Annotated in this window: 15 protein-coding genes; 4 read left to right on the top strand and 11 right to left on the bottom strand. The window is 70.4% G+C overall.

The features are described 5' to 3' along the window. Positions 1-13: 13 nt before the first annotated feature. A complete protein-coding gene (locus HAV39_RS06590; protein ID WP_191838276.1) occupies positions 14-2,425 on the bottom strand; it encodes an EAL domain-containing protein in 2,412 nt (803 codons plus the stop codon). Positions 2,426-2,546: 121 nt separating this feature from the next. Then, on the bottom strand, positions 2,547-3,782 hold the full coding sequence (locus tag HAV39_RS06585) for an amidohydrolase family protein (RefSeq protein WP_203736527.1): 1,236 nt from the start codon (positions 3,780-3,782) through the stop codon (positions 2,547-2,549). Between the two features lie 186 nt (positions 3,783-3,968). On the opposite strand from HAV39_RS06585, the gene HAV39_RS06580 reads away from it, so the two are divergent. Beyond that, a complete protein-coding gene (locus tag HAV39_RS06580; RefSeq protein WP_203736521.1) occupies positions 3,969-4,373 on the top strand; it encodes a cupin domain-containing protein in 405 nt (134 codons plus the stop codon). 12 nt (positions 4,374-4,385) lie between these two features. Here HAV39_RS06580 and HAV39_RS06575 read toward each other — a convergent pair whose 3' ends face one another. Then, positions 4,386-5,945 (bottom strand): glycoside hydrolase family 43 protein, encoded by a 1,560-nt coding sequence (locus tag HAV39_RS06575; protein WP_239120823.1) that lies wholly within the window; start codon positions 5,943-5,945, stop codon positions 4,386-4,388. 73 nt (positions 5,946-6,018) lie between these two features. Here HAV39_RS06575 and HAV39_RS06570 point away from each other — a divergent pair, with 73 nt between their 5' ends. Next, positions 6,019-7,185 carry a GyrI-like domain-containing protein gene (locus HAV39_RS06570; RefSeq protein WP_191838275.1) on the top strand — a complete coding sequence of 389 codons (1,167 nt, stop codon included), beginning with the start codon at positions 6,019-6,021 and terminating at the stop codon, positions 7,183-7,185. 155 nt (positions 7,186-7,340) lie between these two features. Continuing rightward, positions 7,341-8,156: an AfsR/SARP family transcriptional regulator gene (locus HAV39_RS06565; RefSeq protein ID WP_239120822.1), complete on the top strand. Its 816-nt coding sequence runs from the start codon at positions 7,341-7,343 to the stop codon at positions 8,154-8,156. Between the two features lie 142 nt (positions 8,157-8,298). Here HAV39_RS06565 and HAV39_RS06560 read toward each other — a convergent pair whose 3' ends face one another. The 7 genes from HAV39_RS06560 to HAV39_RS06530 all read right to left on the bottom strand — a co-directional run bounded on the left by HAV39_RS06560 (position 8,299) and on the right by HAV39_RS06530 (position 14,696). Continuing rightward, complete coding sequence (locus tag HAV39_RS06560) at positions 8,299-9,546, bottom strand: ABC transporter permease (RefSeq protein WP_203736517.1); 1,248 nt, start codon at positions 9,544-9,546, stop codon at positions 8,299-8,301. A 2-nt stretch (positions 9,547-9,548) separates the two neighbouring features. After that, the gene (locus tag HAV39_RS06555; protein ID WP_203736516.1) at positions 9,549-10,214 is read right to left on the bottom strand and encodes an ABC transporter ATP-binding protein; all 666 of its coding nucleotides are present in this window, start codon (positions 10,212-10,214) and stop codon (positions 9,549-9,551) included. Beyond that, a complete protein-coding gene (locus HAV39_RS06550; RefSeq protein WP_239120829.1) occupies positions 10,198-11,538 on the bottom strand; it encodes a peptidoglycan-binding protein in 1,341 nt (446 codons plus the stop codon). Before HAV39_RS06550 ends, HAV39_RS06555 begins: the two co-directional genes overlap by 17 nt. Before the next feature lie 21 nt (positions 11,539-11,559). Further along, complete coding sequence (locus HAV39_RS06545; protein ID WP_191838271.1) at positions 11,560-12,474, bottom strand: hypothetical protein; 915 nt, start codon at positions 12,472-12,474, stop codon at positions 11,560-11,562. Between the two features lie 60 nt (positions 12,475-12,534). After that, positions 12,535-12,966, bottom strand: coding sequence for a hypothetical protein (locus HAV39_RS06540; protein WP_191838270.1), 432 nt, complete (start codon positions 12,964-12,966; stop codon positions 12,535-12,537). 123 nt (positions 12,967-13,089) lie between these two features. Next, positions 13,090-13,530 (bottom strand): hypothetical protein, encoded by a 441-nt coding sequence (locus HAV39_RS06535; RefSeq protein ID WP_191838269.1) that lies wholly within the window; start codon positions 13,528-13,530, stop codon positions 13,090-13,092. A 437-nt stretch (positions 13,531-13,967) separates the two neighbouring features. Then, entirely contained in the window at positions 13,968-14,696 is a 729-nt protein-coding gene (locus HAV39_RS06530) for a tetratricopeptide repeat protein (protein ID WP_191838268.1), read from the bottom strand. 119 nt (positions 14,697-14,815) lie between these two features. On the opposite strand from HAV39_RS06530, the gene HAV39_RS06525 reads away from it, so the two are divergent. Continuing rightward, a complete protein-coding gene (locus HAV39_RS06525) occupies positions 14,816-15,490 on the top strand; it encodes a PhzF family phenazine biosynthesis protein (RefSeq protein ID WP_223124399.1) in 675 nt (224 codons plus the stop codon). A gap of 18 nt (positions 15,491-15,508) precedes the next feature. Here HAV39_RS06525 and HAV39_RS06520 read toward each other — a convergent pair whose 3' ends face one another. Continuing rightward, positions 15,509-16,813 (bottom strand): serpin family protein, encoded by a 1,305-nt coding sequence (locus HAV39_RS06520; RefSeq protein WP_191838266.1) that lies wholly within the window; start codon positions 16,811-16,813, stop codon positions 15,509-15,511. Between the last annotated feature and the right edge of the window lie 30 nt (positions 16,814-16,843).

Genomic DNA, 16,843 nt, shown 5'->3' with positions numbered 1-16,843 from the left:
GGCGTGTTCCGGATCAGCGGCCGGGCTGGCCGCCGAGGCCGCCGCCGGGCGCGACGGCCGAGTCCGCGCCGGGTGCGCGCCGACCATGGTCGAGCAGGATCTTCCACGGCTGCGCGACATTCGGCGCGCCACTGGTCGACGGTCCGAACAGGTAGCCCTGGGCCAGTTCGCAATCAAGATCCTTCAGGATGTCGAGCTGTTCGGGAGTTTCGACCCCTTCGGCGATGGTGACCAGGCCCAGTGCCCGGCCCAACCTGATCACCGCGGTGACGATCTCGCGGTCGGTGGGATCGGGCACCAATCCGGACACGAAGGAGCGATCGATCTTGATGAAGCTCACCGGAAGGCGCTTGAGGTACAGCAACGACGAGTAGCCCGTGCCGAAGTCGTCGATCCCGAGCCTGACCCCCATGTCGCGAATGCGCTCCAACATGCGCAGCGCGCTCACGTCGGCCTCCATCAGCGCGCTCTCCGTCAGCTCCAGCGACAGGCACTGGGGCGGGATGCCGGACTGCGCCAGGGCCTGTGCCACGGTGTCGGCCAGGTCCGGCCGGGCCACCTGCCGAGCCGACACGTTGACGGTGATGCCGAGCCGTCCGCAGCCCACGTCGGCGCCCCGCCAGTCGGCGAGCAGGCGGCACGCCTCCTGCAGCACCCAGGCGCCGATGGGGGCGATCAGGCCGCTGTCCTCGGCGATCTCGATGAACGCGCCGGGCATCAGCAGGCCCAGCTGCGGGTGGTTCAGGCGCACCAGCGCCTCCACGGCCACGACCTGGTGGGTCGTCACGTCGACGATGGGCTCGAACCGGAGCACGAAATGGCCGTCGCGCAGCCCCTGTCGAAGCGCCTGTTCGATGCGCGCGCGGTCGATGACGTACTGGCCCAGCGACTCGTCGTAGAGCCGGCATCCGCCTCTTCCGCCCGCTTTGGCCTGGCACAGGGCGATGTTGGCGTTCCGGACCAGGCGGTCCGCGTCCAGGTCGTCGGACGGGCCGAAGGCGATCCCGATACTGATGGAGGTCACCGACTCGCGCTGCCCGCCGGCGATGATCGGCGCCGACACGGTGTCCGCGACTCGTCTGGCCAGGTCGAGCAGATGAGACTGGCCGGGCACCTCCCGGCAGAGAACCACGAACTCGTCGCTTCCCACGCGAGCCACCGTGTCCGACGGGCCGATGCTCGCCTGGAGGCGGCGGGCGACCTCGCGAAGCACCTCGTCACCGACGGTCTGGCCCAGACTGTCGTTGACCATCGTGAAGCCGTCGAGGTCGGCGTACAGCAACCCGGTCTGGCTGCCCGGGCGGTGTTCGCGGCCCAGTTCCTGCTGCAGGCGGGCCATCAGCGCAGCCCGATTCGGCAAGCCCGTGAGCGGGTCGTGAAGTGCCTGCTGGGCGAGCCGCTCCTCGGCCGCCCGGCGCGCGGTGATGTCGTGGACCTGGGCCAGGTAGTAGAGTAGATCGCCGTTGTCCCGGAGGACCGCGGAAACGGACATCTGCGCCCATGCGACGCGATCGTCCGCTCCCAGGAAGCGGACCTCGTCATGGCTGGCGTAACGCTGACCCCCGCGCATGGTGGAGATCGTGTGGCGGATCGCCTGGACGTCGCTGGGGTGGGCGACGTCCGCGACGTTCAGGTTCAGCAGCTGCGCCTCCGGCCGGCCCAGGGACCCTTCCAGCGCCCGGTTCACCTGAAGGAACCGGCCCTCCAGGCCGAGCAGGCACATGCCGATCGGCGCGTTGTCGAAGGCGAGCCGGAACCGCTCTCGCGCCTCGTGCAATTCGGCCTCCGCGATCAGGCGGTCGGTGATGTCCTGCCCGGTGGCGATGACGTAGGTGTTTCCCGTCGGCCGGTCGATGACGGTGGCATTCGACCACGCGATGTGGTGATGCCTGCCGGCACGGTCGAGCCACGTGCACACGAAGCTTCTCGGCAGGACGGATTCCGGCGGGGACACCCCGGGTTCGCCGAATGCCGCAGCCACCGAACCTGTCTCCGCCGGGAGCAGGAACAGCTCCGAGATCCGCCGACCCGCGACCTCGGCGCGGCTGAAGCCGGTCGTCGATTCGCAGGCCTGGTTGAACTGGATGACGCGTCCCTCCTGGTCGAGGATGACGACGAGGATGTGGCTGCCGGCGATCTCCAGGACCGAGTCCACCAGATCGCGCTCGGCGGCGATCATGTCGCGGACGCGTCGCTGCTCCTGTGCCCTGGCCCGCACGTGTTGCGTCACGGCGTTGAGCGACGCGGCGAGTTCGCTGAGGTCACTGCCGGACGTGATCTCGGCGGCGGCGGGCGGGCCGAGCGGCCGGCCGGTGTGCTCCGGTGTGCCCGTCCGTGCAGGCTCCGGGCGAGCCGGTCCCGTCGGCGTCGCGGCTGTCCCGGTCAGTCGTTGGAGCGCCTTCACGATCGATCGATGCATGCTCATGTCCGGGCGCACCTCTGGAATAGCGCGTAATCAGGTCTGAGCAGTCTTCGACCAGCCTAGTCCGGCTAAGCCTAGCAAAGCATCATAAACCAGATCTATCGGAACGAAGTCCCCTCCAAGATTATGCTTGGCCGACTGTTCCGGTGCGGGCGGCGAGCCGGACTCCCCGGACGTACACGGCGAGCAGGCGGTGGATCGCGGCCGGTTCGGCGACCGGGTCTCCCGCGACGGCCAGGATGTCGGCGTCGTAGCCCGCCGCGATCCGCCCTTTGCGGTGGCCCAGCCCGATCACCTCGGCAGCGCGGGCCGTCACGGCATGCAGCGCCTCCGCGCCGCCCATGCCCAGCGGTGCGAGCTGCGGCACCGCGTGGCGCAGCACGAAGTGCGGCTTCACGGGGGCGATGCCCGCGTCGGTGCCGATCACGATCCGCGCGCCCGCGGCGCGCATCCGTGCCGCGTTGGCGATGAACCGCGGCATCCGGGTGGCGATGCTCGGCGGCACCGCGTGCCCGTCCACCGGCAGGGTGCCGAAGGTCAGGCTCAGCGCGATGCCGCGCGACACGATCGTGTCCAGCAGGCCGTCGGGGATGTCGTCGACGGACTCCGCGGTCATGAAGGTGGCGTGTTCGAGGCTGTCGACGCCCGCCTCCGCCGCCGCGACGATCGCCGACGTGCCGTGGGCGTGCGCGGTGACCCGCAGCCCGAGCCCGTGCGCATGCTCGACCACCGCCCGCAACTCCTCCACGGTGTACTGCGCCAGCTCCGGGCGGCTGCCCGCGGTCAGGTGGCCGCCGCTGGCCATGACCTTGATGACGTCGACCCCGCGCTCGGCGCGCGCCCGCACCGCGGCGCGCAGCTCGGCGGCTCCGGCGGCGGTCTCGCCGAGGAAGTGGCAGTGCCCGCCCGGCGTCGTGATCGGGACGCCCGCGGCGACGACGTCCGGCAGCGTATGGTCGCCGGCGCGGGCCGCCGCGCGCACCCGCAGGGCCAGGTAGCCACGGTCGCCGAGGTCGCGCACGGTGGTGACGCCGCCGGCCGCGGCCGCGCGGGCCGCTGCGCACATCGCCTCGTACGCCGCCGCGTCGTCACGCTCGCCGAGCCGGGTGACCGGCCTGGCGGAGGCGTCGAACGCCAGGTGCACGTGGGAGTCGACGAGCCCGGGCAGCAGCGTCGCCCCGGGCAGGTCGACGACGTCCGCGCCGTCGGGCACGCCCGCCGGGCCCTGCGCGACCGACACGATCCGGCCACCGTCGACGACCACCGCCGGGTCGTCGAGCAGGGGACCACCCCCGCCGTCGAACAGGTGCCGCGCGCGCAGCACGAGCAGGCGCGGGCGGGGGAGCGTCTGCGTGGTCATCCCATCAGGATGAAGCGTCATCCCGGGCCGCGCCACGGCGGGCCGGCTGCCGCCACGGCCGAGTGACCGGTTCGGGCACGGGACGCGCCGCCCTTTGCGACGATGGGTCTGGCCGTGTTTCCGGCTGGGACAGGCAACGGGCCGGACCGGCGGCCATCGCCGCACCGCGCGAGGAGGCGTACCGACGTGGACGTCGCAGACAACCGGAGCACCTCCGTGCTCACCATGCTCAACGAGCGGCAGCTGTCGGCAGTGCCACAGCCCGTCGACGTGATGACCCTGCTGGTCGAGATCCCGCCCGGCGGCAAGGGCCTGCCGCCGCACAAGCACTCCGGCCCGATCTTCGGATACATGATCGAAGGCGAGATGCTCTTCGAACTCGAAGGCGAGCCCGAGCGGGTCATCCGGGCGGGTGAGGCGTTCTTCGAGCCGGGCGGTGACGTCATCCACTACCAGGACGGCAACAACCTGCCCGACGCGACCAGCCGCTTCGTCGTCGTCATGCACTGCGTGCCCGGCCAGCCGATGCTGAGCTACGTCGACGATGAAGAGCTGGAGCGCCGGCGCGATCGCCGCGCCCCGCGGCCGTGACCCCGCGCCTGGTCAGATGGGTTCGTAGTCGAACCAGTCGAACGCGACCTCGCCGGAGGCGGCGTACATGCCGAGGACCCGGCCGGTGAAGCCGCCCGCCACCTCGGTGGACAGGTAGCGGCCGTCGAGGTCGGCGAGCACGTCGAACGTGCCGTCGGCGTCCTCGATCCCGAGGCGCAGCGTGTCCGGCTCCTGGCGGGGATGCCAGTGCTCGGGTGAGCAGGCGACGATGTCGATCCGGAGCCGGACCGGACCGTCCGGCACGGCCCGGGTCGCGACCGTCGACCGCAGCGTCGACGTGCGTGCCAGCACCCGCACCTGGCCGTCGCCCGCCTCGATCTCGTAGTGGTGTGCCTCGTCGACCCGCACCGCGAGCCCGCCGCGCCCGCCGGCGGCGTCGACCAGCGTCCGCGCCCGGCAGGACTGGTGCTGCTGGCGGCGGCCCACGAATGTCACGTCGGGCGCGTCGAGACCGGCGCCGCGCGCTCGCAGGGTGAGCCAGCCGGGGCGCTCGGCCGACCGGAGGTCGTCCGGTCGGGACCGCACCCAGATCCACCGAGGGTGCAGCCGGTCGCCGTCGAAGTCGTCCCGGACCGGCGGGGCGGCCACCGGGTGCGCGGGCCACGGTGGGGCGGCCATGACCGGGGCGAGCCCGCCGACGACGGGCCAGCCGTCGACCCAGCTCACCGGTGCCAGGAAGGTCTCCCGCCCGAGCACGTGCCAGCCGGGGGTGCCGCCCTGCGGCCGGACGGCCAGCAGCACCATCCACCACGATCCGTCGGGCGCCTGCACGAGGTCGGCGTGCCCGGTGTTCTGGATCGGACGGCTGGTGCCACGGTGGGTCAGGATCGGGTTGTCCGGGCACGGCTCGAACGGCCCGTCGGGGGCCGGCCCGCGGGCGATGGACACCGCGTGTCCGCGTTCGGTCCCGCCGTCGGCGATCATCAGGTACCAGAACGGGCCGATCCGGTACAGGTGCGGGGCCTCCGGGGCCTGCGCGCCGGGTTTGCCGGACCACAGCCGCCGCGGTTCGCCGATGGTCTGGCCGGTGTCGGGGTCGATCTGCACCTGCTGGATCCCGGCGACCGTGCACCAGCAGCGGCCCTGCTCGTCCCAGGCGAGATCCGGGTCGATGCCGCCGACGCCGGGCAGCCGGACGGGATCGGACCACGGCCCCGCTGGGTCCGTGGCGGTGAGCAGCATGTTGCCGCCGCCGGGGGCGACGTTGGTGGTGATCAGCCAGAAGCGGCCGTCGTGGTGGCGCAGCGTGGGGGCGTAGACGCCCGCCGACGACGGCATTTCGGGCGGCAGGGCCAGCTGGCTAGGCCGGTCCAGCGCGTTGCCGAGCTGTTCCCAGTGCACCAGGTCCCGGCTGTGGAAGATCGGCACCCCGGGGAAGTACTCGAAGCTGGAGCAGGCCAGGTAGTAGTCATCGCCCACCCGGCAGACGCTCGGATCGGGGTGGAATCCGGCGAGCACCGGGTTGGCGAACGCGCCGTCGACCCAGCCGTCCGGTGCGGAGCCGGCCAGGTGGTCATGGGGCAGGGCAGGCCGTGCATCGAGATCGGACACCCCGGCAATGCTAGCCGCCGCGCGGCGCCGGGGCCGCCGTCGCGCCCACCTATTCTAGCGCTAGAATAGTTGGATGGAGCCGACGCTGACCGATGCCGAGCTGACCGTGCTCGGGCTGCTCGGCGAGCAGCCGCGCCATGGGTACGAGCTGGAACGGGTCATCGAGGAACGGGGCGTGCGCGCCTGGACGGCGCTGGGGTTCTCGTCGATCTACTACCTGCTCGACAAGCTCGCCGCCCGGGGCCTGATCGAGGCGACCGCCACGCCGTCAGCCGAGAAGCGGTCGGCGAAGTCGCGCGCCACGTACCAGGTGACGGCGGCGGGCCGCGACCAGTGCGCCGCCGCCACCAGGGACGCGCTGACGGCACTGACGCCGGTGCGCTCCCGGGTCCTGATCGGGATGGCGAACAGCCCCGGCCTGCCGGAGGGGGACGTGGTCGCCGGGCTGACCCGGCGCCTGGGGGCGCTGCGCGAGCAGCTGGCCGAGGTCCGGGCGGCCAGGATGCGGCAGGAGCCGCTGCCCGCCGCCGCTTCGGCGATCTTCGACTACAGCGAGGCGATGCTCCGGGCCGACGCCGGCTGGACCGAAGCCACGCTGGGAACACTGACCAAGGAGGCCGCGGTGGACAAGTACGACATCAAGAAGGCACGTCGCGAGCTGTATGCGCCCTCAGCGAAGGACTTCGTCGTGGTCGATGTCCCCGAGATGCGATACATCGTCGTCGACGGCCGCGGCGATCCCAACACGTCCGCGGCGTACGCCGCGGCCGTCGAGGCCCTCTTCACGACGGCATACACCCTGAAGTTCGCCAGCAAGAAGGCCCTCGACCGGGACTTCGTGGTCGGGCCGCTGGAAGGGCTGTGGCGCGCGGACGATCCCCAGGCGTTCGTGACACGCGACAAGCAGGCCTGGGCGTGGACCATGATGATCAGCCAGCCGGACTGGATCACCGAGGACATGGTCCGGGCCGCCGTCGCCGAGGCCGCCAAGAAGAAGGACAACCCCGCGCTGGCCGCCGTCCGGCTGATCAGGCTCGCCGAAGGCAGGTGCGTGCAGATCCTGCACATCGGCTCCTACGACGACGAAGCGCCGACCCTGGACCGCCTGCACCACCGCTACCTGCCCGACCACGGGCTGACCTTCAACGGCGACCATCACGAGATCTACCTCAGCGATGTGCGGCGCACAGAGGCGGCCAAGCTCAAGACGATCCTCAGGCAACCCGTCAAAACCGTGTGACCGGAGGCGGCCCGCGAATTCCGGCCGGCCGGCACGGTCCCACACCGCGGTGCGCAGCATAATCCACAAGCACCAGGGACTTTGATCTTCAATTCAACTTCGGCGTCCGATTTGGACCCATGCACGGCGGGTGCGGCTGGCTTTAGGATCTTTTCATGTCTCACACGGGGGTTCGTACAAGAGGGACGGTATTCGACTATCGACTACTTGGAGTCGTTGAATTGGGCGCGGTGCCGGAGCCCGGCGCGCAGTCCGCGCTCACACGTGCTCTGTTGACGGCGCTCTTGCTCGAGGAGAGCCGTTTCGTTAGTCATGACAAGCTCATCAGGGCGATGTGGGAACGTCCACCCGCATCGGCGGTGGCGAACATGCGCACCTACGTCAATCGACTGCGATGCTGGCTGGCTCTGAGCGGTCTTGGTGACCGGTTGCAGACCAGGCGGCGGGACGGCGGCGGCGGTGGCGGGTACCGGTTGCCCGTCGAGACGGCCCGGTGCGACGTCCTGGCCTTCCGACTCGCCGCAGAGGAAGGCGGTGCGGCGTTGCGGGCCAACGATGTCAGGAGCGCTGCGAACGTGCTGCACCAGGCGATGGAGATCTGGCCGCAGTCCGCACAGCTGTCCGTGACCGCGCCGGCTGACAGCTGGCTGGGCATACGGCTGGCCGACCTCGACGAGGCCCGGTTGCAGGCGGCGGAGAACTTGCGAGCGGCTCGGCTGATGCTCGGGGATGCCCCCTTGCTCATGTGGGAGTTGCGCGGCCACGTCGCCGCGTATCCTCATCGCGAACGCGCATGGGGCCAGCTGATGCAGGGCCTCTACCTGGACAGAGATCCGGCGGCGGCGCTGGACACCTTCCATTCTGCCCGGCACTGCTTCGATCGCGATCTGGGCGTGGAGCTATCGCCCAACCTGCATCGGCTGTATCGGGCCATATTGCGACACGACGAACCGGCTGTAATTACCTGGTGACCAGCGGGCCTACGCGACACTGGCCGGCGAGCGGGCGGCGCCGCCTTGATCAAACGGATCGGGCGGCGTTCTGCCGCACGCTTGGTCGGATGCTGTGGGGCTACCAGGTGATCTCTGTGCCTCGGCGGTGGCTGGTGCTCCATCAACGGCGCAGCGCCTCGACCGGCTCGATGCGTGCGGCGCGCATGGCGGGATAGGCCCCGGCGCAGGCTCCGATGAGCATCCCGGCGAGCGGTGCCGGCAGAACCGCCAACGGTTCCAAGATCGGTGTCCAGCGCTGAACCAGTGCGACGGCGACGACGGTGATGACCCCGAGGCTTGTCCCGATGACGCCGCCGATGATGCCCAGAAAGGCCGACTCGGTCAGGAACTGAGCCGCGATGTGGCGCGGGCGTGCCCCGAGCGCTCGGCGCAGACCGATCTCCCCCACACGTTCGAGCACCGAGACCATGGTGGTGTTGGCGATGCCGACGGCGCCGATCACCAGACTGACGCTCGCCAGGGCGAGGAAGACCACATCGAGGTCCGTGGAGACCGCCTCACGCAGTGCTTGCGGGTCGGGCGGTGCGGTCACTTTGAAGGCATCCGGAGCGTCTGGCCGCAGGGCGAGCGCCACCTGCGACGAGACGACCTGCGCCGCACCGAGGCTGGTGTCGATTACCATCGCCGCCCGGGCCCCGCCACCGACAGGCCCGCCCCAGAGGGACACGGCGGTCTGTCGTGGCACGAGGACGGAGAAGAGCACATCAGCCTGGCGCTCCACATCGCCGATGACGCCGATCACGGTGAAGGGCACATTATCGATGAAGATCGCTGGTTGCAGTGCGACATCCGCGAGCCCGATGCGGCGCGCGACCGCGGCGCCCACCACCACCACGTGGTCGGCTCGGGCTTCATGCCCGGCGTCGTAGAGTCTGCCCGCGGCGATCGTGGGCCGCAGCGCCTTCAGCAGGCCCGGCGAGGCCGCTGCCACCGGGGTCGCGATCGCTTCATCCCGCTCGGGCAGGAAGGTCGTGCTGACGGAGAGGTCTCGGCCGGGCCGGATCGGCCACCAGACCCCGGCGGCGTTGACCCCCGGTAGCGCGACGACTCGCTCGTCCGCGTCCGGGGGGAAGGAGAGACCGGTGAGTGCGGGGTCACCGCCGCCGTCGCTGACGCCCACGTCCGCGACGGTCACTTCCGTCGCCGCGAGGGCGGTGAACCGGGTACTGATCTGACCGCTGGCAGTGGCGGTGATGCCGAGGACGGCGACGAAGGCGCCCAGGCCGAGAACGGTGCCCAGCGCTGTCAGCATTGCCCTTCCCGGTCCCGCAGCGAGCGATGCGGTCGCCTCGCCGATCAGGTCCGACAGGCCCAGATGCGATGGTTCCACCTGCCGCGTACGGCGCACGGCTACCTCAGCTTCCCGTCGTTCATGGTGAGCGTCCGGTCGCCGCGAGCCGCGACGGCGGGATCATGCGTGATGAGCACGACGGTGAGCCCGTCGACTCGGAGTTCATCGACGAGTTCCAGGACCGCACGAGTGGCGACGGAATCGAGGTTGCCGGTCGGCTCGTCGCAGAGCAACAGGCTCGGGCGGGCAACCAGCGCCCGGGCGATGGCGACCCGCTGCCGCTCACCGCCGGAGAGGGTGCCGGGCAGGGCATCCTGCCGGTGGGACAGGCCGACCTGCGCCACCGCGGCTGCGGCGCGCTCCGCGCGCTCGGCTCGTCTCATCCCGGTGTAGAGCATGCCCATGGCCACGTTCTCCACAGCGGTGCGGTGTGCCAGGAGGTGAAATGTCTGGAACACGAAGCCGATGCGGCGCGCACGCAGGGCCGTGCGCTCGATCTCGTCGAGGGCGGACGTGTCCATGCCGTCGAGAAGGTAGGTTCCCTCGCTGGGCCGATCCAGCAGGCCCAGCAGATTCATCAGCGTGGACTTGCCGGATCCGGACGGTCCGACGATCGTCACGTACTCACCGCCGCGAACGACCAGATCCGTCGGACACAAGGCGGTGACCGGCGGCGAACCGGGAAAGGTGACTCCCGCGGCCCGCAGTTCAACGACCGGTGACACCGACCACCACCCGATCACCGGGGTCGATGGACCCGTCAACCGGTGTCACCGCCACATAGCCATCGCCGCTCACCCCTGTCGTCACGGTCACGCGGCTGAGCCGGCCGCCCTGTTCCAGCAACTGCACCGACAGCTTGCCGTCCGCGCCGGAGAAGACCCCGGACAGCGGCACTACCAGCACCTCACCGTCGGTCGACGCGGCACGGACGGTCAACCGCACGTCCTGGGCCGCGAGCCGGGGATCGAGTGGATCGCCCGCCGAAACGACGACCAGCTCGTGGGCCCGCGTCCCGGTCTCGTCGGCTTCCAGGTCGCCAATGCTTTCGATCCGTCCGTCGCCGGTGACGCCGAGGAGCTCGGCCGTGATCTCCACGGGCATCCCCTCCCGGAGGAGGGCGCGCTGAGCAGGGTTGATTTTGGCGCGCACGACGAGGGCCCCGCTGGACATCGTGATCAGCGGAGCCACGACAGCCGACCCGACCCGCGCCTTGAGCGCGTCGACCCGAGCAGGGAACTTCGGCAGGAACACCACTTCCGCGGCAGGCAGCATCGGCCCGCTCCGCGCCTGCACCTCGGCGTCGGCCTTTTTCGCTGTTGCCAGGTCCTCCTCGGCGTAGGTGACGGTCCGTCGGGCCTGGACCACGTCGGCGGCGTCGTTCGCCGGCGCTGGTTGCGCCGAGAGCAGCCGGCCAAGCTGCTCCTGGGCGGCCACCAGCGCCCGCTTGGCCTGCCGCACCTGCTCTGCCGAGGCAACCAGTGTCTGCGGGTCGCCCTCGACCATCGGTTCGTAGCTGAGCCTCTGATAGAGCTTGGTCACCGCGCGCTTGGTCCCGGGCCCGAAGACGCCGTTCGACTCTCCGGGATCGACGCCGACCGACCTCAGCGCCGACTGCAGCTGCTTGACGTCCTTGCCCGACATGCCGGGCCGGAGATCCCGGTAGACGGGAATGCTGCCGGGGAGCGCGAAGAGCGGTCTGCCACCCACCTCGAGCAGAGTGGATGCCGCCTTGACGGTCGAGCCCACTGTCACCTGGACCCTGGTCACCACCGCCTCACGGCCCTCGCGTGAGGTCGGCGTCACTTCGAATGTGCCACCGGCCGCGACCGTCCCCCTCAGCACGACCGTGTCCACCAGCACCCTTCGCTCGACCTCCGCAGTGAGAGTCGCCGGCGCGGGCGGAGCGGCATCGGCGGCCGCCTGCTGGGGGGACTTGATGAAACCGCCCGCACCGATGCCGCCGATGGAGATCGCACCCGCGCCTGCCAGACCCCAGACGAGCACGCGGCGACGTGACATCGAGCCCTGCGCGCGCGGCCGTTTCATGATCGACACAGCTGTGGCCACCTAACCCGCGACGATTTTCGAAGCGTTGCGCAACTGCACCTCGTAGGCCTGCCGGGACTGCTCCAGGCGCTGGTGATTTTCGTCGATCACGCGCTGCTGATAAGCCGATTCGACGGCCAGCCAGATACCGACGAGATCCACCTTCCGCCGGCACGCCACGTCCGCCACCGCGGTCGCGATCTCCTCGTTGGTCGGCTTGGGTCCCCAGTCGCGGTTGTTCGGTTCCCAGGGGCTGCTGTATTTGTAGCCCGCCTCGGCCATGCATTTGCTCCACTCGGCCACGGCGGCCACCACGCGGCTGTCCCTCTCCGCCATGGCGTACGTCTCCACCTGGAGGGTGTCGCCGTAGTTCGACGCCAGCTCGCCGCCGTCCGCACTGAGCTGACGACCTGCTTCGCTGGCGCAGCCTCCCTCAGCGATCGCCGTGCCACCGACGAGCTGCCCGACGGTGTTCTCGCCGGTGACCTGGTCCTTGCCACTCACCACCCGGAACTCCTCGGGGGTGGGGTTCCACCCGCCGCCGGCCTTGCCCGCGTCGGCTGCGACCTCGGCGTCCGCACGGTATCCCGTACGGGCCGCCGCGTCGGCATCGATGATCCCGTACCTGCGGCCGACCATCACCTGACGTGAGGGCTGGTCACCGCTGGCGACCCGGCCGGTCACCTGCAGGCCGTGCTTGTTCACGCAATCACGGATCAGCAACTCCCGGGCGTTGTTGATCGAGATCCGCTGCTCCCGGGTGAGTATGTACACGTCCAACGGCATGACGATGTCCTTGTAGCTGTTGACCTGTTTGATCTCACCAATCGCGGGTTCACGCTGTTCCTCCCCCGCGCCGGAGCATCCGATCAACGTCAAGGGCAACGTCAGCGCGGCAGCCACGGCCAACGCCGACAGCGAGCGCCGTCCGTTCATACGTTTCTCCATTCATGACAGGGCTGCGCCCCGAGCAGGGCTCGGGGCGCAGCCTGGCGGTCAGGTCCAGCGGATCGACTCGGTGCGATCGTCCATCGAGCTGGGGAGGGCGCCGTCGAGCAGGTAGCCGGTCGAAGCCCCGGACTGGTTGTCGTTCTCGAAGTGGTTCGTCACGCAGCCCGCCCAGTTCTTGACCGACGAGATGTCGTTGTCCCAGTCGTAGCCGAGGCCTGACGGCAGGCTGTCGTCCTCGAAGTCGGAGTCGGCCAGCGTCAGGGTGCAGTTGCGGTTCGCCTCGTAGGAGAGGTAGGCGCCGCTGTAGTTCCGGTGCTCGAACTCGGTGCCGACCAAGGTCCCGCTACCGCTGAGGTAGGTGGTGAGGTTCGGCAGGGCGGCCGCGGGCTGAGCATTGACCAGGCTCACGCCGGCGACGGCGATCACGCCGGCCGCCAGTGCGGCGGCACGGCGGGCTACTCGTTTCGTAGTCGTCACGATGACCTCCGATGTTGATGTAAGGGCAGGAGTGCGGCGCAGGTTCGGATGTCGTTGCACCGCCACCCCTCGTCGGGCGACATCGATGCGATGTCTCGGGAGCGCATACCGGCTATCCGGCGGTCAGCTCCAGCGGATCGACTCGGTGCGATCGTTGTATCCGGCGGGCACGTTGCCGTCGTTCAGGAGGCCGGTCTGACCTCCGGTCAGGCCGTCGGCGTCGAAGTGGTTCGTCAGGCAATTGGCCCAGTTCTTGAACGACGAGATGTCGTTGTCCCAGTCGTAAGGGAGGCCGTCGAAGCCGTTCGGCAGGATGTGGTCCGCGAAGTCCGAGTCGGTCACCATCAGGGTGCAGTTGCGGTTCGCCTCGTACTGGAGGTAGGCACCGCCGTAGTTCTGGTTCGCCCACTCCGTGCCGACCACGATCCCACTGCCGCTGAGGTTGATGGTGAGGTTCGGCAGGGCGGCTGCGGGCTGGGCATTGACCAGGCTCACGCCGGCGACGGCGATCACGCCGGCCGCCAGCGCGGCGGCACGGCGGGCTACACGTTTCGTAGTCGTCACGATGACCTCCGATGTTCGTGCAAGGGAAAGGGTGCGGCGTCGGTTCGGATGTCGCACCGCCACTCGTCGTCGAGTGACGTCGATACGATTCCACAGGAGCGCATACCGCTCATATATCGATGAACACAAATGGCATCCAGCTGGCACGACGGAGTCCTCGCAGGATGCGCAGTGTCGCCCGGGTCTGGTGTCGAGGCACCGTGGAACCACGGTGTTTCGCCGCGACGACAATGGACTTACGCGGCAATGCCGCGTCGAAGTACTCAATCCACGGATTGCCAACATGCGCAGCGGCGCCCACATCTGTGCGGGTCGAGGCGATCCGATACGGCCGGCCTGGGCATGACGCCGGTCGTCGAGTGCGGTCCGGCCGGTACACGAGGCGTGTGCCGACCGCGCGGCTGCCTCGCGATGTTCTCGACCTGGGCGGTCCCGCCTCAGCCGTGATCGTCGTCGAACGCCTCGCGCGGATCGAGCGCCTGCCCCTGCGCGTACTGCTCGGCGAACGCGGCCAGGCCCAGCGCCTCGATCGCGGCCGTCCGCGCGATGGCCAGATCGGCCGCGTCGTCAGGGTCGGGCACCTGCCCGAGCGCGGCGAACGCCGCATCCGTGACGCCGACCATGCGCGCCGCCCGCGCATGATCACCCTCGGCCGAGGCGAGCGCGACGCCTGCCACGCAGACGTACGGCACGAAATCGGTCCAGCCGTGCTCGAACACGCGCTCTCGACCTGCCTTGAACAGCTCTCTCGCCGTATCCAGATTGCCGAGCCCCAGCTCGCAGCACGCGAGGTTGTGATACTCCGAGTTGACGGTCTCGGGCCGGTCGAGCGCCTCGTTGAGCGCGATGTTCTCCCGGTACAGCTCCCGGGCCCGGCCCAGGTCGCCCGACATCCGCGCCACGGCCGCCAGCACATGCCTGGGCCGCTCCTCCAGCGCGCGGTCGCCGGAACGCAGCGCGACCGCGAGCGCCTCCTGTGCCCGGACCTCTCCACCCGGCAGGTCACCGCCGCGGATGGCCACCCGGGCCAGGGCATACCTGGCCTCCACCTCGCCGGCCAGGTCCCCGACCGCCTGCGCCCGGTCGATCTCGGCCCGGCTCATCCGCACCACGGCCTCGGTCTCACCGCGCCGGAAGGCCGCGCGCACCTCGTCGCTGAACCTCATCCGGTCAGCCGTTCGCCATGCGTCACGGTGTCGATCCTAGGGTGCCTGACGTGCCCGAACGGGGGTGTTGTGGCGACGGTGCGGGATCTGGGCGGGATACCTGTGCTGGGATGGCAGCTGTGGTCGACCTTCATGTGTTGCGGGTGTTCTGCGGACCGGGCGGGCGCGGCGGCAACCGGCTCGGTGTGGTGAGCCACGGCGCCATGGTGATCGGAGACCGGCAGCGGCTGGCTGTCGCCGCGAAGCTCGGGTTCAGCGAGACGGTCTTCGTCGACGACCCGGCGCACGGCGTGGTCGACATCTACACGCCCAGCGTGCGCCTGCCCTTCGCCGGGCATCCGCTGGTCGGCACGTCCTGGCTGCTGCGACACCTGGGGCACGGCGTGGACGTGCTGCGCCCGCCCGCCGGTGACGTCGCGACCTGGCCGGACGGCGACTTCACCTGGATCGCCGGCCGAGCCGACTGGGCCGCGGGCCGGCAGCTGCGACAGCACGGATCCGCCGCCGAGGTCGACGCCCTGCCTACGCCGCCGCAGGGGACCGGTTTCCTCTACGCCTGGGCCTGGCAGGACGAGGCCGAGGGCGTGATCCGGGCCCGCGCGTTTCCCCGGCGCGGTGACGCCGTCGTCGAAGACGAGGCCACCGGTGCCGCCGCGCTGCTGCTCGCGCACACCCTGGGCAGGTCCGTGGACATCAGGCAGGGCGTCGGTTCGCAGATCCTGTCGCGCCCACGGCCTGACGGCTGGATCGAGGTCGGCGGTCGGGTCGCCCTCGACGAGGTCCGAACGCTCTAGAAAGGCCGCGTTCGGCCGTCAGCTCGATCGGGCCGCCGACGGGTCGCTGACCCGGCCGATGAACAGCGGGATGCGGTCCTTGCCGCCGACGATGGCGAACGCGAAAGGACGGTCGGCGGTGAACCTCGCCTGGGTGGGCGGCGGGCCGCTGAGCGCCATGGCGATGCCCGTGACGGCGGCGGCCTCGGAGCCCCACTCGTCCACGGTGATGTTCGCCTTGTGCACCGCCGCCGAGATGAACAGCCCGGGAGCGATGCCGCTGAAGTCGGCGCCGGCGTGGAAGGCGGCGGTGACGCCCAGCTTGGCGAGCACCGCCTTGAGGTCGATCGAGGAGTCGAAGTCCCACTTGGGGACGGCGACCTCGACCTGGAGTTCGGTGAACGAGTCGCGCAGCCGGGCCAGCACCTGGTGCGCGAGCGCCTCCTCGGGCTTTCCGCCGGGCGGCGGGAGCATCAGCCACATCGCGTACGGACCCTCGGCGTAGGGGAGTTCGATCGCGGTGATGCCGGCGGTCTCGGCATACCGGAGGCGCAGGCCGTTGCGCATCGTCGGCGTGCGGATGACCGTGCCGTCGGCCTTGGTGAAGGCGGCGTCGGCGACGTCGAGGAAGTAACTGCGCCAGTCCGCCTTGAAGTAGACGGTGTTGGCCAGCACCAGGCTCGTGCCCGGGTCGAGACTGTCGAACACCTTCTTGATCCGGCCCGCGGTCTGGCGGTCCACCCACGCGTTGATCTGGTCCAGCGCGTCGCCGGCGAAGTCGACCGGGCGGACCCCTGCCGCGTACTGCTCGGCCAGCGTACGCAGGAAGCTCTCGCCGATCGTGAGGCCGTGCTGCGGGAACAGGGCGTTGCCGATGCTCACCACCGGCGGGTTGCGCTTCGCGCTCCCGTCGCGCGGACCGCCCTTCGGCTTCGGCGGGACGTCGACGGTGGCGAGCTGCCCGCTGATGGCGTTGTACGCCTGGTCGCGTCCGCTCGCCGGGAAGCCGAAGACGGCGTCCAGTTCCTTCGCGGTCGTGCCGCCCGCACCGGCCCGCACCATCGAGAACGCGAGCGCCATGCTCAACGGCGAGGCGACGAAGTTCGCCCCGGGTCCGGCCGCCGCGGCAAGCAGGCGGTGACCGAAGTCGGCGAGGCCGTCCACCGAAGTGGCGACCGGGGCGTCGGCCGGCGGGTCGACCCGGTCGACGCCCGCCGCGGTCACCAGGTCCGGCCCGCCGTCCTCGCCGGCACAGCCGACGAGCGGCACCGCGGCGGCCGCGGCCAGCCCCAGCAGCAGCGCCCGCCGCGTGGCGGTGGCGGCGTCGAGATGTCCTTGGTGCATGGTCGCCTCCCGAGTCGGTCGTCGCGTCCT

The sequence above is a fragment of the Catellatospora chokoriensis genome (assembly GCF_011297315.1).
In the GTDB taxonomy this organism is placed as follows: Bacteria; Actinomycetota; Actinomycetes; order Mycobacteriales; family Micromonosporaceae; genus Catellatospora; species Catellatospora citrea.
The sequence above is the reverse complement of the archived record's forward strand: the minus strand, read 5'-3'. Positions and strand labels throughout refer to the sequence as shown.

What these genes read in the sequence shown, in the direction of transcription:
- HAV39_RS06590 (WP_191838276.1), bottom strand. Translation starts at nt 2,425, where the DNA reads ATGAGCATGCATCGATCGATCGTGAAGGCGCTCCAACGACTGACCGGG.
- HAV39_RS06585 (WP_203736527.1), bottom strand. Translation starts at nt 3,782, where the DNA reads ATGACCACGCAGACGCTCCCCCGCCCGCGCCTGCTCGTGCTGCGCGCG.
- HAV39_RS06570 (WP_191838275.1), top strand. Translation starts at nt 6,019, where the DNA reads ATGGAGCCGACGCTGACCGATGCCGAGCTGACCGTGCTCGGGCTGCTC.
- HAV39_RS06565 (WP_239120822.1), top strand. Translation starts at nt 7,341, where the DNA reads ATGTCTCACACGGGGGTTCGTACAAGAGGGACGGTATTCGACTATCGA.
- HAV39_RS06550 (WP_239120829.1), bottom strand. Translation starts at nt 11,538, where the DNA reads ATGAAACGGCCGCGCGCGCAGGGCTCGATGTCACGTCGCCGCGTGCTC.
- HAV39_RS06545 (WP_191838271.1), bottom strand. Translation starts at nt 12,474, where the DNA reads ATGAACGGACGGCGCTCGCTGTCGGCGTTGGCCGTGGCTGCCGCGCTG.
- HAV39_RS06530 (WP_191838268.1), bottom strand. Translation starts at nt 14,696, where the DNA reads ATGAGGTTCAGCGACGAGGTGCGCGCGGCCTTCCGGCGCGGTGAGACC.
- HAV39_RS06520 (WP_191838266.1), bottom strand. Translation starts at nt 16,813, where the DNA reads ATGCACCAAGGACATCTCGACGCCGCCACCGCCACGCGGCGGGCGCTG.